This is a genomic window from Bradyrhizobium sp. RDM12 (assembly GCF_051917485.1).
In the GTDB taxonomy this organism is placed as follows: domain Bacteria; phylum Pseudomonadota; class Alphaproteobacteria; order Rhizobiales; family Xanthobacteraceae; genus Bradyrhizobium.
Map to the genome: position 1 here is coordinate 2,934,970 of NZ_CM133064.1, position 13,899 is coordinate 2,948,868.

The 13,899-nt window shown below is 65.5% G+C and carries 11 protein-coding genes and 2 pseudogenes; 7 read left to right on the forward strand and 6 right to left on the reverse strand.

The genetic code is table 11. The annotated features are described in order from the left end of the window. Positions 1–3 precede the first annotated feature (3 nt). The gene (locus ACTGJ9_RS14310; RefSeq protein WP_456677562.1) at positions 4–1,251 is read left to right on the forward strand and encodes an acetyl-CoA hydrolase/transferase family protein; all 1,248 of its coding nucleotides are present in this window, start codon (positions 4–6) and stop codon (positions 1,249–1,251) included. A gap of 86 nt (positions 1,252–1,337) precedes the next feature. Here ACTGJ9_RS14310 and ACTGJ9_RS14315 read toward each other — a convergent pair whose 3' ends face one another. The 6 genes from ACTGJ9_RS14315 to ACTGJ9_RS14340 form a co-directional block, all read right to left on the reverse strand. Next, positions 1,338–2,912, reverse strand: a complete 1,575-nt coding sequence (locus ACTGJ9_RS14315; protein WP_456677563.1) for an AMP-binding protein — start codon at positions 2,910–2,912, stop codon at positions 1,338–1,340. 33 nt (positions 2,913–2,945) lie between these two features. Further along, complete coding sequence (gene upp / locus ACTGJ9_RS14320; RefSeq protein WP_456677564.1) at positions 2,946–3,581, reverse strand: uracil phosphoribosyltransferase; 636 nt, start codon at positions 3,579–3,581, stop codon at positions 2,946–2,948. A 127-nt stretch (positions 3,582–3,708) separates the two neighbouring features. Then, positions 3,709–3,861, reverse strand: a complete 153-nt coding sequence (locus ACTGJ9_RS14325) for a hypothetical protein (protein WP_456677565.1) — start codon at positions 3,859–3,861, stop codon at positions 3,709–3,711. Further along, a complete protein-coding gene (locus ACTGJ9_RS14330) occupies positions 3,848–4,219 on the reverse strand; it encodes a hypothetical protein (protein ID WP_456677566.1) in 372 nt (123 codons plus the stop codon). Before ACTGJ9_RS14330 ends, ACTGJ9_RS14325 begins: the two co-directional genes overlap by 14 nt. 17 nt (positions 4,220–4,236) lie before the next feature. Beyond that, the gene (locus ACTGJ9_RS14335) at positions 4,237–4,428 is read right to left on the reverse strand and encodes a hypothetical protein (protein ID WP_456677567.1); all 192 of its coding nucleotides are present in this window, start codon (positions 4,426–4,428) and stop codon (positions 4,237–4,239) included. Between the two features lie 132 nt (positions 4,429–4,560). Further along, positions 4,561–5,028, reverse strand: coding sequence for a hypothetical protein (locus ACTGJ9_RS14340; RefSeq protein ID WP_456677568.1), 468 nt, complete (start codon positions 5,026–5,028; stop codon positions 4,561–4,563). A gap of 601 nt (positions 5,029–5,629) precedes the next feature. Here ACTGJ9_RS14340 and ACTGJ9_RS14345 point away from each other — a divergent pair. From ACTGJ9_RS14345 to ACTGJ9_RS14370, 6 genes and pseudogenes are all read left to right on the forward strand, one after another. Next, positions 5,630–5,719, forward strand: coding sequence for a K(+)-transporting ATPase subunit F (locus ACTGJ9_RS14345; RefSeq protein WP_091879689.1), 90 nt, complete (start codon positions 5,630–5,632; stop codon positions 5,717–5,719). A gap of 112 nt (positions 5,720–5,831) precedes the next feature. Continuing rightward, positions 5,832–7,535, forward strand: a complete 1,704-nt coding sequence (gene kdpA / locus ACTGJ9_RS14350) for a potassium-transporting ATPase subunit KdpA (RefSeq protein ID WP_456677569.1) — start codon at positions 5,832–5,834, stop codon at positions 7,533–7,535. Between the two features lie 33 nt (positions 7,536–7,568). Beyond that, positions 7,569–9,681: pseudogene (gene kdpB / locus ACTGJ9_RS14355) on the forward strand (potassium-transporting ATPase subunit KdpB). Positions 9,682–9,791: 110 nt separating this feature from the next. Next, positions 9,792–10,397 carry a K(+)-transporting ATPase subunit C gene (locus ACTGJ9_RS14360; protein WP_456677570.1) on the forward strand — a complete coding sequence of 202 codons (606 nt, stop codon included), beginning with the start codon at positions 9,792–9,794 and terminating at the stop codon, positions 10,395–10,397. A gap of 40 nt (positions 10,398–10,437) precedes the next feature. Next, positions 10,438–13,160, forward strand: a pseudogene (locus ACTGJ9_RS14365) (DUF4118 domain-containing protein). Further along, positions 13,157–13,846, forward strand: a complete 690-nt coding sequence (locus tag ACTGJ9_RS14370) for a response regulator (RefSeq protein WP_456677571.1) — start codon at positions 13,157–13,159, stop codon at positions 13,844–13,846. The pseudogene ACTGJ9_RS14365 and the gene ACTGJ9_RS14370 overlap by 4 nt, the downstream one beginning before the upstream one ends. Positions 13,847–13,899 lie beyond the last annotated feature (53 nt).

The following is a 13,899-nucleotide window of genomic DNA, read 5'->3' on the forward strand; positions in this document are numbered from 1 at the left end:
GCAATGCCCGGGGACACCGCGCCAATCGACTTCTCCGGCCTGATCCGTGAGGGCGATCTCGTGGTGTGCGGCCAGGCGACGGCAGAGCCGCTCACCCTGACCGAAGCGCTGATGGCGCAGGCGGGAGATCTGCCGGCATTCCGCATGATGGTCGGGCCGATCTTCTCGGAGACGTTCTCCGCGGCCTGCGCGCCCAACGTGTCGTTTACAAGTTATGGCGTGATCGGAAATGCGCGGCGGCTCGCCAGGGCCGGGCGGCTCGATGTGATCCCGAGCAACTACAGCGCCTTTTGTGCCGACTTCGCCTCGCGCCGCCATCAGGCCGATGTCGTCCTGGTGCAGCTTGCGGAGTCCCGGGAAAGACTCAGTGCCAGTCTCTCCAACGATTACGTCATCGATGCCGCGCGCGGCGCGCGTCTCGTGATCGCCGAGATCAACCCGGAGGCACCTTTCACGTTCGGGGCTGAATGGCCGAGCGACGTGCCGATCCACATCCATGTGGCGGCCCGACGCCCGCCGGTTGAATTGGCGTCGCCGCCGCTCGATGATATCTCACGACGCATCGCCGGGCACGCGGCGAGCCTGATCGCGGATGGCAGCACGCTCCAGTTCGGTGTGGGGCGCATTCCGGACGCGATCCTCTCGTCGCTCTCCCACGCACGCAATCTCGGCGTTCATTCCGGCCTGATCAACGATGCCGTGGTCGACCTTGTCGAGCGTGGCGTGGTCACGAATGCGGAGAAGGGAATCGATCCGGGGATCACGGTCACCAACCAGGTGATCGGCACCAAGCGACTCTATCGCTTCGTGCACGAGAACAAGGCGGTCGCAGTGCGGCCGACGTCCTACACGCACGGCCAGGACGTGCTGGCGCGGATCAACCGGCTGGTCGCGATCAATTCGGCGCTTCAGGTCGGGCTCGATGGCAGCGTGAACTCCGAGACGCTGAACGGCGTTGCGATCGGGGCCATCGGCGGGCAGCTCGATTTCGTGCGCGGGTCCAATGCGTCTCCCGGCGGACGGGCGATCATCGCACTGCCGGCGATCGCATCGGATGGCACCAGCCGGATCGTCGCCCATGTCGAGACGGTGACGACACCCCGCGCCGATGTGGACGCCATCGTCACCGAATGGGGCGTCGCCGAGTTGCGCGGCTGCGGTCTTGCCGAGCGCGCGCGGCGGATGATTGCGATCGCGGCACCGGAGCACCGCGACGCACTGTCGGCACAGCTTTGCGGCGTGGCGCGCTAGCTCAGTTCATGGGGCGCTGGCTGTCGTTCGGCCCGATGATCCCGGGGAGGCGGCATGAACCTCGCGAGCTTTCTGAAACAGGAGGCCTATTCGGCCGCGATCCGCTCCATCGCCATGCTGCGAAGCCGGGCACGCTGGATCTTCACGCCGTTGGCGCTGTCGGTCACGGGGAAAGCCTCCACGACATAGATCCGCGCCGGGACCTTGTAGCCGGCGAGCCGCTCGCGCAGACGGGCCGTCAGCACCTCCTGTTGCGGCGACGAAGTGCCGGCCGGAATGACAAAGGCGACGCAGCGCGCCTGGCCCTTCAGCTCGACCGCGACGACCTGGGCATCGGCGACGCCGGCACAGGACTTGAGCTCGTCCTCGACCTCGCCGGGCGCGACCAGGAAGCCGCCGAGCCGCATCGCGTCACCCGCGCGCGTCTCATAGACGAAGGCGCCGCCGCGAAGCCGGCCGATGTCGCCGGTGCGGAAGAAGCCGTCTGCGGTGATCGCATCGCGCGTCGCATCGGGGTTGTTGAAATAGCCAAGGAAGAGCGACGGCGCGCTGATCTCGATCTCGCCCGAGACGCCTTGCGCTGCAAGCTCGCCGGTCTCGGTGTCGCGCACGCGGACCTTGGCGTGGGGGGACATCGGCCAGCCGCCGCCCTCGATGCGATCGGCGAAGGCGTCGCCAGGGCGGGCGATCGAGAACAACGCCTGCACCTCGCTCGAGCCGTAGAGGCCGAATAGCGGCACGCCGCGCGCCTCGGCCTGCGCAGCCAGTTCGCGCCAGCCGGGCTGGAACGCTGCGAAGCCGCAGACTTCGAGATGCGGGAACGGACGTGGCTCATCGGTCAGCGCAAGGATGCGGCGGAACATCTCGTCGGAGCCGAAGGCGTGCGTGATCTTGCGCTCGCTGAGGATTTTCAGCGCCGGTGCCGCCTCGAAGGCGTCGAGCACATGGGCGGTCGCGCCGGCTGCGATGAAGCCTAGCAGGCTCGTCATGCCAAAGGTGCCGCAGAATGGCAGCATGGTCAGCAGCGAGTGACGTTCCGGCGAGAGCTGCAGCGCCCCGGCAACGGAGTTGGCGTGGCTCGCCAGCGTTCGCTGCGAGTGCGCGACGAGCTTGGGCCCTTTGGTGGTGCCGGATGTGGTGTAGAGCAGCACCGGCAGGTCGACGTCATCTCGCGGCGCCGGGGCGGGCGGGTACGGCTTGTCGAACGCATCGAAAGGAATGCAGGGCCATTGCGCGGGGAGGGCATCCGCGCCGACCACTGCGAGCTTTTGCAGCGCGGGCACCTCAGCCTTGGCGACATCAGCGAGGATCGCGGCAAAATCGATCGAGCGGAACGCCGCCTCGACGATCAGCAGCCTGGCGCCCGACAGTTTCAGGAGGTGCGCGACTTCCGCGCTGCGGTAGCGCGTGTTGATGGCGGCAACGACCGCACCCAGCCGGGCTGCGGCGAACAGCAGCGCGATCCATTCGACCCGGTTGACGAGCCAGACCGCGACCACGTCGCCCTTGCCGATACCCTGCGCGGCAAGCCAGGCGGCGGTCTGCGCGATCATCCCTGAAAATTCCGCGCGCGACACCGGCGTACCGTCGAACACGAAGGCGGGATCGGCGGCGGTCTCCGATCCGATCAGCGAATGCAGTGAAACATCGTCGGCTTTCATGGCGACCGGAGTAACCCGATCGCGCAAACCTGTCTACTTGGTGCCGAACATCCGGTCGCCGGCATCGCCGAGGCCCGGCACGATGTAGCCGTGGTCGTTGAGACGTTCATCGATGGCGGCGGTCCAGACCGGCACGTCCGGATGCTCGCTCTGGAACTTCGCGATGCCCTCGGGCGCGGCCAGGAGGCAGACGAAGCGGATGTCGCGGGCGCCGCGATCTTTCAACAGCGAGGCGCCGGCGCAGGCTGAATTGCCAGTTGCCAGCATCGGGTCCATCAGGATCACGGTGCGGTCCGACAGGTCCTGCGGGGCCTTGAAGTAATATTCCACGGCCTGCAATGTATCAGGGTCGCGGTAAAGCCCGATATGGGCGATGCGGGCCGAGGGCATCAGCGCCAGCATGCCGTCGAGGAAGCCGACGCCGGCGCGCAGGATCGGCGCCAGCGTGAGCTTCTTGCCGGCGATCTTCGGCGCCTGCATCGGCGAGATCGGTGTCTCGATCTCGACCAGCTCCAGCGGCAGGTCGCGCGTCACCTCGTAGCCGAGCAGCATCCCGATCTCGTTCAGGATTTCGCGAAAGCTCTTGGTCGAGCGGTCCTTCTCCCGCATCAGGGAAAGCTTGTGCTGGACCAGCGGGTGGGCGACGACATTGACGCTGCTTGTGCTCATGAAACCGATCTACACGGTTCCACGAAACTGCACCAGACCGACGGCGCGTTTTCCGCAAGGAGAGGCGGCGCAGGCGGGTGCGCGACCGCCGTTCGCGCCCGATTGCTTGCCTCGTAGGCAGCCATGGTCAATGCGCGGTCGACCCCGTGAAGTCTAGACCGAGCCCGCGGGCCGCGAGCGTGATCACGATCGTCAACACCGCACCCCAGACCAGGCTCAGCGTCATGGTCAGGATGGTCGTGGTGACCGCGTGTTCGAGATGTCCCCTAAAGAGCGGCATGCCAGTTCCTCAGCAAGCGCACCACCAGCACGATCAGAGGATTGCCGCAGTTCTCGAGGTCAAGCTCGAAACGCTCGGCGGGGAACACCAAGGCGCAGCGCGCCGGCGCGCTCTGACGGTTGGCGAAATCCACCGCGGAGCCCTTGAATATGAACAGGCCGCCGATGCGTCCATTCGCTTCGCGCGCGACCCAGAGGCCGGTGTTGTTGCGCCCGATGAAGAAGACGGGGATGGCGGCACTGACGACATCCGGATCGAGTGGCTTGAGTGCAGCCGCCTGCTTCGTGTCGGCTTGACGATGGGAGGCCTGAAGGGCAATTGCGGCCATGGCGGCCTCTTCACACATCTGCAAGGTCATGGGAGCCTCCCTGCTGTTCAGACGTTCAGGTGCCAGACATAGATTGCGGTCTTCAGCGCGATGAGCGCAGTGAGCACGCTGCCCATCGTAAGAACCGCCAGCGCGCGCAACGCAAGGCGCTTGAGTTGGGCCTTGCGTGCCGTCGATATCCGCGCCGCGCGTTGAGCCCGGTTGAACGGCCGTTCAAGGCCATGTGTCAGCGTCGACATCCCAGAAGTCCTTGTCCCGGGGGCGAAGAGACAGCCGCCCCAATCCGCTTCTCATGATGAGCATCGCAGCATAGGAATGCGAGACGGACGGCAGCATTGTCGTATAGGAACGCCATAGGGCCTCGTGCTCGATCAGCTGAAGTTCTCGCAAGCCGCCGGTTCATAGAGCGGATCCGGGGCGGGACGCACGTTGGGGACGCTTGGTCGCGATATCTCTACGGCCAATGCCTGAACTTCGACCAAAGCCGACAGCAGTGCGAGCGCGAGGTCGCCGTGGCATCCCTCGACAGCTGCGTCCAGCCAATCCGGCAGCTCGCGTTCACGCGAGAGCGCGCAATGCCATTCACCTTCGTCATAGGCGATCCGGCGGACGTGCCACAGCGGCAGTTCGAGCTCCATCAACGCCAGCGCCGCGTCGGCCCAGGCCTCCGCGTCGATCAGGCGCATGAGGCGGGCGGTGCGCTCGGTCTGTCCGAGCGAGGGAAAGCGGCGGCAGGACCTGTCGATGATCTCGAGCATCAACGGCCGCGTTAAGCCCTGCGCATTGCGCAGGCGGTCGCCGAGCGAGGGCAAATCGTAGTTTCGCAAAGCGACGGTCATCTCGGGCCTCCTGGAATTGGCGTCAGTCAGTCGGCCGCTTCAGGATGGCGGGAAGGGCATTGGAAAACGAGATGGGAAGGGGAGGCGAGATATAAGGATTTCATAAGTGTGGAGCTGAGGGATGCGCCACTTCCTCCTCCGTTGTCGTCCCGGCGAAGGCGGGACCCATAACCACAGGATGTGGTTTGGCGGAGGATCGCAGTTCGGTAATACGACCGACAACAATCGATAGATTCCGCGGTATGGGTCCCGGCCTTCGCCGGGACGACGGGCTGAATCGCCTAGCGGGCGTTGCCCGGCCGCGCCACCGGCGCCCGCCCTTTATGAGATTCCTATAACTTCGCCATAGCCCACGTCTCGAAAACCTATGGCTGCGGTGGCACTTCAGCACGGTCAAAAAGTCCCGCTTGGGGCCGTGGAAATGCGTTGCGCTTCTCTCCACGAGCTCCGCCGGGACCCCCAGAAAGTGTTGCTCCCGAGAGAGGGATGCAACGAGGAGCAATCCCATGATGGACATTCTGACGCTGGCGCTCGGCTTCGGCTTCTTTGCCCTTGCGATCGGCTACACCTACGCCTGCGAACGGCTGTGACGGAGCGAACCATGATCTTCGATTATGCGCTTGCCGGTGCCGTCTCGTTCGGCCTCCTGATGTACCTCACCTACGCGCTGCTGCGGCCGGAACGGTTCTGAGCCGTGCTGCTGCTTGTCGAATTGCTGCTGGCCGACGTTGCGCTCGCCGGCTGCCTGCTTGTGGTGCTCCTGCCGCTGCTGCGGCGGACACCAGGCCTGAAGGGTTGATGCCATGACTGTGATCGGTTGGTTCCAGATCATTCTTTTCTGCATTGTCATCATCGCGCTCACAAAGCCGCTTGGCTGGTACATGACGCGGGTGTTCAACGGCGAGCGGACGTTGCTCTCGCCGGTGCTGCGTCCGATCGAGGCCGGCATCTACTGGATCTCAGGCGTCGACGAGAAGCGCGAGCAGCATTGGCTGACCTACACGGTCGCGATGCTGCTGTTCCATGTCGGCGGCTTCCTCATGATCTACGGCGTGATGCGCCTGCAGGCCGTGCTGCCCTTCAATCCGGCGGGGCAGGGTGCGGTCGCCGAGGACCTCTCCTTCAATACGGCGATCTCCTTCATCACCAACACCAACTGGCAGAACTACGGCGGCGAGAGCACGCTCTCCTATCTAGCGCAGATGCTGGGCCTGACGCACCAGAATTTTCTGTCGGCGGCCACCGGGATTGCGCTCGCGGTCGCCCTGATCCGCGGCTTCTCGCGCGCGTCGGTGCGCACCGTCGGCAATTTCTGGGTCGACGTCACCCGCACCACGCTTTACGTGCTGCTGCCGATCTGCGTGGTCTACACGCTGTTCCTGGTCTCACAGGGCATGCCGCAGACGCTGGGCGACTATGTCGAGGCCACCACGCTAGAAGGCGCCAAGCAGACCATCGCCGTCGGCCCGGTGGCCTCTCAGGTCGCGATCAAGATGCTGGGCACCAATGGCGGCGGCTTCTTCAATGCCAACGCCGCGCACCCGTTCGAGAATCCGACCGCGCTGTCGAACTTCGTGCAGATGCTGTCGATCCTCGCGCTGGGCGCGGCGCTGACCAACGTGTTCGGCCGCATGGTCGGCAATCAGCGTCAGGGCTGGGCGATCCTGGCCGTGATGGGCGTGCTGTTCGTCGCGGGCGTCGCCGTCACCTATTGGGCGGAAGCCAATGGCACCTCGACGCTGCAGGCGCTCGGCCTCGCCGGCGGAAACATGGAGGGTAAGGAAGTCCGCTTCGGCATCGTCGCATCCTCATTGTTTGCGGTGATCACCACCGCCGCGTCCTGCGGCGCGGTCAACGCCATGCACGACAGCTTCACCGCGCTTGGCGGCATGATCCCGCTGATCAACATGCAGCTCGGTGAGATCATCATCGGCGGCGTCGGCGCCGGCCTCTATGGCATGCTGCTGTTCGTCGTGCTCGCGATCTTCGTCGCCGGCCTGATGGTCGGCCGCACGCCGGAATATGTCGGCAAGAAGATCGAGGCGCGCGAGGTCAAGATGGCCATGCTCGCGATCCTGGTGCTGCCGCTGATGTATCTCGGCTGGACCGCAGTCGGCGTGGTCTATCCGGCGGCCGTCGCCTCGATGGCGAATGCCGGTCCGCATGGCTTCACCGAGGTGCTCTACGCCTTCACCTCGGCGACCGGCAACAACGGCTCGGCCTTCGCAGGCCTCAGCGGCAACACCTTGTTCTACAACCTCACGCTTGCCAGCGCGATGTTCGTCGGCCGTTTCTTCATGATCATCCCGGCGATGGCGATCGCGGGCTCGCTGGCCGCGAAGAAATCCATTCCGCCGTCGGCGGGCACGTTCCCGACCACCGGCGGATTGTTCGTCGGCCTCGTCGTCGGCGTGATCCTGATCATCGGCGGCCTCACCTTCTTCCCGGCCCTCGCACTCGGCCCGATCGTCGAGCATCTCGCGACGAACGCCGGTCAAGTCTTCTAATCGACAGCCTTCTGATTGTTTGGAGTGACCTCCATGGACACCATGAAACTGCAAAAGCGCGCGTCCGTCTCGGCGATGCTCGATCCCAAGATCGTCGTGCCCGCGATCCGTGCATCCTTCACCAAGCTCAATCCGCGGCTGATGATCAAGAACCCCGTGATGTTCGTGGTCGAGATCGTGGCCGCGCTCACCACGGTGATTTTTCTGCGCGACCTCGTCACGGGTGGTGCGGATCTCGGCTTCACCTTCCAGATCATCCTCTGGCTCTGGTTCACGGTGCTGTTCGCCAATTTTGCTGAAGCCGTAGCCGAAGGCCGCGGCAAGGCGCAGGCCGATTCGCTGCGCAAGACCCGCACCGAAAGCCAGGCCAAGCTCCTGACCGGCGCCGGCCCGGCCTTCAGCCTCGTGCCGGGCACAAGCCTGAAGGTCGGCGATATCGTGCTGGTCGAGGCGGGCGACACCATCCCCTCCGACGGCGAGGTGATCGAGGGCGTCGCGTCCGTCAACGAAGCTGCCATCACCGGCGAATCCGCGCCCGTCATTCGCGAGTCCGGCGGCGACCGCTCGGCGGTGACCGGCGGCACGCAAGTGCTGTCCGACTGGATCCGCGTCCGCATCACGGCGGCGCAAGGCTCGACCTTCATCGATCGCATGATCAAGCTGGTCGAGGGCGCCGAGCGGGCAAAGACGCCGAACGAGATCGCGCTCAACATCCTGCTCGCCGGCCTCACCATCATCTTCGTGTTCGCCACCGTCACCATTCCGAGCTACGCGGCTTACGCCGGCGGCTCGATCTCGATCGTCGTGTTGGTCGCGCTGTTCGTGACGTTGATCCCGACCACGATCGGTGCGCTGCTCTCGGCGATCGGCATCGCCGGCATGGACCGCCTGGTGCGTTTCAACGTGCTGGCGATGTCCGGCCGCGCGGTCGAGGCCGCCGGTGACGTCGACACGCTGCTGCTGGACAAGACCGGCACCATCACCCTCGGCAATCGCCAGGCGACGGCGTTTCATCCGGTGCGGGGCGTCAGCGAGCAGGAATTGGCGGACGCTGCCCAACTCGCCTCGCTCGCCGACGAAACGCCGGAAGGCCGGTCCATCGTGGTGCTGGCCAAGGACAAGTACGGCATCCGCGGCCGCGACATGGCCGAGCTCGGTGCAACTTTCATCCCGTTCACGGCGCAGACCCGCATGAGCGGTGTCGATGCCGGCGGCTCGTCGGTGCGCAAGGGAGCCGTCGATGCCATGCTGAACTATGTCGGCGGCGGCGCCGCTGGCCGTCGCTTCCGGCAATACGGCGCGCGCGATTCAGCCCGCCGGGCTCTCGGATATCGGTCGTGAGGTGCAGACCATCGCGGACGAAATCTCGAAGGCCGGCGGCACGCCGCTTGCGGTCGCCAGGGACGGCAGGCTGCTCGGCGTCATCCAGCTCAAGGACATCGTCAAGGGCGCTATCCGCGAGCGATTTGCCGAGCTGCGCCGCATGGGTATCCGGACCGTCATGATCACCGGCGACAACCCGATGACGGCGGCCGCGATCGCGGCGGAGGCCGGTGTCGACGATTTCCTGGCGCAGGCGACGCCCGAGGACAAGCTCAAGCTGATCCGCGACGAGCAGGCCAAGGGCAAGCTGGTCGCGATGTGCGGCGACGGCACCAATGACGCGCCGGCGCTCGCGCAGGCCGACGTCGGCGTCGCCATGAACACCGGCACGCAGGCCGCGCGCGAGGCCGGCAACATGGTCGACCTCGATTCCAACCCGACCAAGCTGATCGAGGTGGTCGAAATCGGCAAGCAGCTGTTGATGACGCGCGGTGCGCTGACGACCTTCTCGATCGCCAACGACGTCGCAAAATACTTTGCGATCATCCCGGCGATGTTCCTGGCCTTCTACCCGCAGCTCAACGTGCTCAATGTGATGAACCTCTCGAGCCCGCAGAGCGCCATCCTGTCGGCGATCATCTTCAACGCGCTTGTCATCATCGGTTTGATCCCGCTGGCACTGAGAGGCGTCGCCTACCGCGCGGTCGGTGCCGGCGCGCTGCTTCGCCGCAACCTGCTGATCTACGGTCTCGGCGGCATCGTCATTCCCTTCATCGGCATCAAGGCGATCGACCTCGTCGTTGTCGCCTTGCACCTGGCCTAACGCCGTCAGTGCGAGGAGCGAAGCGACGAACCATTCCAGACTGCCTCTGTGGAAAGACTCTGGATTGCTTCGCTTCGCTCGCAATGACGAGAGAAAATTAGGAGATACATATGCTCAGAGAAATCCGCCCCGCCATCGTCCTCCTGCTGGTGCTGACCGCCATCACCGGCCTGGCCTATCCGCTCGCCATGACCGGCATTGCCGGCGCGGTCTTTCCGGCTCAGGCGCAAGGCAGCCTGATCGAGAAGGACGGCAAGGTGGTCGGCTCCGCCCTGATCGGCCAGGAGTTCAAGGACGACAAATATTTTCACGGCCGCCCCTCGGCGACGCTGGCGCCGGACCCGAATGATTCGACCAAGACGGTATCGGCGCCCTACAACGCCGCCAATTCCGGCGGCTCCAACCTTGGCCCGACCAGCAAGGCGCTGGCCGACCGGCTGAAGGAAGACGTGGACAAGCTCAAGGCCGAGAACCCGAACGCCGCCGTGCCGGTCGATCTGGTCACGACCTCGGCCAGCGGCCTCGACCCGGACATCTCGTCGGAAGCGGCGCAATTCCAGGTGCCACGCGTGGCCAAGGTGCGGAATATGCCGGAAGACGCGGTCAAGCAGCTCGTGGTTTCGAACACCCAGGGCCGTCTGCTCGGCCTGCTTGGCGAACCGCACGTTAACGTATTGGCACTGAACCTCGCGCTCGATCGCGCCGCCGCGAAGTAGCGGTCTAGGCTCGCGGCGCCCGGATGATTATATTGGCCTGATGGTCCGAGAGCGCCGCGATCCCGAACAACGTCCGTCTCCGGAGGCTCTGCTGGAAGCTGCGCGCCGGGAGGAGGGTGCGACCGGCAAGCTGAAGATCTTCGTCGGCGCCGCCCCCGGGGTCGGCAAGACCTACGAGATGCTGCAAAGCGCCCACGCCAGGTTCAAGGCAGGCATCGATGTCGTGGTCGGCTTCGTCGAGACCCATGACCGCGCCGAGACCGAGGCGCTGGTGCGGGGGCTTGAAGTGATCCGCGCAAGCGGCTCGACTACCGCGGCCAGATCGTCGAGGAGATGGACCTCGATGCGGTCATCGCGCGGCGCCCGAAGATCGCGTTGGTCGACGAGCTCGCCCACACCAATGCCATCGGCAGCCGTCACCCCAAGCGCTATCTTGACGTCGAGGAGCTGCTCTCCCACGGCATCGACGTCTACACCGCCGTCAACATCCAGCACATCGAGAGCCTGAACGACGTCGTCGCGCAGATCACCCATGTGCGGGTGCGCGAGACGGTGCCGGATTCGATCTTCGACCGCGCCGATGCGATCGAGCTGATCGACCTCACGCCCGACGATCTGATCCAGCGGCTGCGTGAGGGCAAGGTCTACGTCCCCAAGCAGGCCGAGCGAGCGCTGGAGCATTATTTCTCGCCGGGCAATCTGACCGCGCTGCGCGAGCTCGCACTACGGCGTACGGCGGAGCGGGTCGACGAGCAGCTGCTCACTCACATGCAGGCGAACGCCATTGCCGGTCCCTGGGCCGCGGGCGAGCGCTTCCTCGTCTGCGTCAGCGAGGACCCGCGTGCGGCCGGCCTCGTGCGCTACACCAAGCGGCTGGCCGACCGACTGCATGCGCCGTTCACCGCGATCTCGATCGAGACGCGACGCTCGCTTCAGCTCTCGGAGCAGGAGCGCGACCGGTTGGCCGATACGCTGCGGCTCGCGGAGTCGCTCGGCGGCGAGGCGCTGACCATTCCCGCCGTCGGCCGCCGTATCGCCGACGATGTCATCAATTTCGCGCAAGGCAACAACGTCACCCAGATCGTGATCGGAAAGTCGACGCGCTCGCGCTGGTTCGAGATGACGCGCGGCTCCGTCGTGCATGATCTGGTGCGCCGCGCCGGCAATATCAGCGTTCACGTCGTCCCCGGCGACGAGTTGCCGGACGAAGCGGCGCGCAAGACGGCGGTGCAGACCGCGGCGCGATCCGAACCGTTCGATCCGCTGCCGTACCTGAAGGCGCTCGGCATCGTGCTGGTCGGCCTCGGCGCGGCGGTGCTGCTGCAGCCGCGCTTCGGCATCGAGAACGTGGATCTCGTGCTGCTCACCGCCGTGGTGGCGGTCGCGGTGCGCTATGGCTTGTGGCCGTCGCTGCTCGCGAGCCTCGCAGCGTCGCTCGCCTATAATTTCTTCTTCCTGCCGCCGGTCTACACCTTCACCATCACGGATCCGACCAACGTCGCGGCGTTCTTCTTCTTCATGCTGATTGCGATCCTGGTGTCGAATGTCGCCGCGCGCGTACGCACGCAAGCCGACACCGCGATCGGCCGCATCCGGACCACCGAGCAGCTCTATGCCTTCAGCCGCAAGCTCGCCGGCACCGCCACGCTCGACGACGTGCTGTGGGCGTCAGCCTATCAGATCGCGCTGATGCTGAAGGTCCGGGTGGTCCTGCTGCTGCCGGAGGACGGGCTCCTGACGGTGAAATCCGGCTATCCGCCGGAGGACCAGCTCGACCAGGCCGATCTTGCCGCGGCCAACTGGGCCTGGAGCAATGATCGCTCCGCCGGCCGCGGGTCCGATACGCTGCCGGGCGCCAAGCGGCTGTTCCTGCCCATGCGCACCGGGCGCGGCCCGATCGGTGTCATCGGCATCGACAATGATCGCACCGGACCGCTGCTGACGCCGGACCAGCGCCGGCTGCTGGACGCGCTGGTGGATCAGGGCGCGCTCGCGGTCGAGCGCGTGCTGCTGGTCGAGGACATGGACCGGGTCAAGCGTACCGTCGAGTCCGAGCGGCTGCGCTCCGCGCTGTTGACGTCGATCTCGCACGATCTGAAAACGCCGCTCGCCTCCGTGCTGGGCGCGGCGTCAACCATGCGCGATCTCGCCGGCGCGCTGTCCGACACCGAGAAGCGCGATCTGCTCGCGACCGTGATCGACGAGTCCGAGCGGCTCAACCGCTTCATCGCCAATCTGCTCGACATGACCAAGCTCGAATCCGGCGCCATCGTGCCCAATACGGCGCTGCACGATCTCGGCGAGATCGTCGGCAGCGCGCTGCGGCGGGCATCAAAGATCCTGGGCGCGCACAAGGTCGAGCTGGTTCTGGCCGCCGATCTGCCGATGCTCGAGCTCGACGCCGTGCTGTTCGAGCAGGTGCTGTTCAACCTGCTCGACAATGCCGCCAAATATTCGCCACCCGAGACCACGGTGGCGATCAAGAGCCGGCGCGAGCGTGATCAGGTGCTGCTGGATATCGCCGACGAGGGCGCCGGCATCCCGCCCGACGAGCTCGAGAGCGTGTTCGACAAGTTCTATCGTGTGCAGAAGGGCGACCATGTCCGTCCCGGCACCGGGCTCGGGCTTGCCATCTCGCGCGGCTTTGTCGAGGCGATGGGCGGCACGGTCGCGGCTGCCAACCGCAGTGACCGGAGCGGCGCGGTCCTCACCATCCGTCTGCCCGTTCCGGCACAGACCCACGCATTGGATACCGCCGCATGAGTGCTGCTCCGATCAAGGTTCTGGTGATCGACGATGAGCCGCCGATCCGCAAATTGCTGCGGATGGGGCTTTCGACGCAGGGCTACGAGATACTGGAGGCGTCGAACGGCAAGATCGCGCTGGAGAAGCTTGCCGAGGATCCCGCGCTGATCATTCTCGATCTCGGCCTGCCCGACATTCAGGGTCACGAGCTGCTGCGCACCATCCGCGCCCGCAATGAAGCCGTGCCGATCGTGGTGTTGTCGAGCCGCGGCGACGAGGCGGGCAAGGTGCAGGCGCTCGATCTCGGTGCCGATGATTATCTGACAAAGCCGTTCGGCATGGACGAGCTTTTGGCGCGGCTCCGCGCGGCCTTGCGCCACCAGCTTCAGGTGCAGGGCGAGCGCCCGATCTTCCGCTCCGGCGATCTCTCCGTCGATCTCGTTCGCCGCATCGTCAAGCTTGGCGAGCGCGACGTCAAACTGTCGCCGAAGGAATACGACCTGCTGCGCGTTCTGGTGCAGCACGCCGGCAAGGTGCTGACCCATCGCTTTCTGCTGAAAGAGCTCTGGGACGAGCTCACCGACGCGCAATATCTGCGCGTCTATGTCCGCCAGCTTCGTCAGAAGATCGAGGCGGACCCGGAGCGTCCGCAATATGTGCTGACCGAGACGGGCATCGGCTATCGGCTGAAGGCGGGCGATTAGGCTCCGTCCGCCAGCTGCAACTCATGGTATGGCACGAGTCTGCATCAACACCG

Excerpts from the sequence above, each read along its gene's own strand:
- ACTGJ9_RS14370 (WP_456677571.1), top strand. The coding sequence starts at position 13,157 with ATGAGTGCTGCTCCGATCAAGGTTCTGGTGATCGACGATGAGCCGCCG.
- kdpA (WP_456677569.1), top strand. The coding sequence starts at position 5,832 with ATGACTGTGATCGGTTGGTTCCAGATCATTCTTTTCTGCATTGTCATC.
- ACTGJ9_RS14360 (WP_456677570.1), top strand. The coding sequence starts at position 9,792 with ATGCTCAGAGAAATCCGCCCCGCCATCGTCCTCCTGCTGGTGCTGACC.
- ACTGJ9_RS14330 (WP_456677566.1), bottom strand. The coding sequence starts at position 4,219 with ATGACCTTGCAGATGTGTGAAGAGGCCGCCATGGCCGCAATTGCCCTT.
- upp (WP_456677564.1), bottom strand. The coding sequence starts at position 3,581 with ATGAGCACAAGCAGCGTCAATGTCGTCGCCCACCCGCTGGTCCAGCAC.
- ACTGJ9_RS14315 (WP_456677563.1), bottom strand. The coding sequence starts at position 2,912 with ATGAAAGCCGACGATGTTTCACTGCATTCGCTGATCGGATCGGAGACC.
- ACTGJ9_RS14325 (WP_456677565.1), bottom strand. The coding sequence starts at position 3,861 with ATGCCGCTCTTTAGGGGACATCTCGAACACGCGGTCACCACGACCATC.
- ACTGJ9_RS14345 (WP_091879689.1), top strand. The coding sequence starts at position 5,630 with ATGATCTTCGATTATGCGCTTGCCGGTGCCGTCTCGTTCGGCCTCCTG.
- ACTGJ9_RS14310 (WP_456677562.1), top strand. The coding sequence starts at position 4 with ATGCCCGGGGACACCGCGCCAATCGACTTCTCCGGCCTGATCCGTGAG.
- ACTGJ9_RS14335 (WP_456677567.1), bottom strand. The coding sequence starts at position 4,428 with ATGTCGACGCTGACACATGGCCTTGAACGGCCGTTCAACCGGGCTCAA.
- ACTGJ9_RS14340 (WP_456677568.1), bottom strand. The coding sequence starts at position 5,028 with ATGACCGTCGCTTTGCGAAACTACGATTTGCCCTCGCTCGGCGACCGC.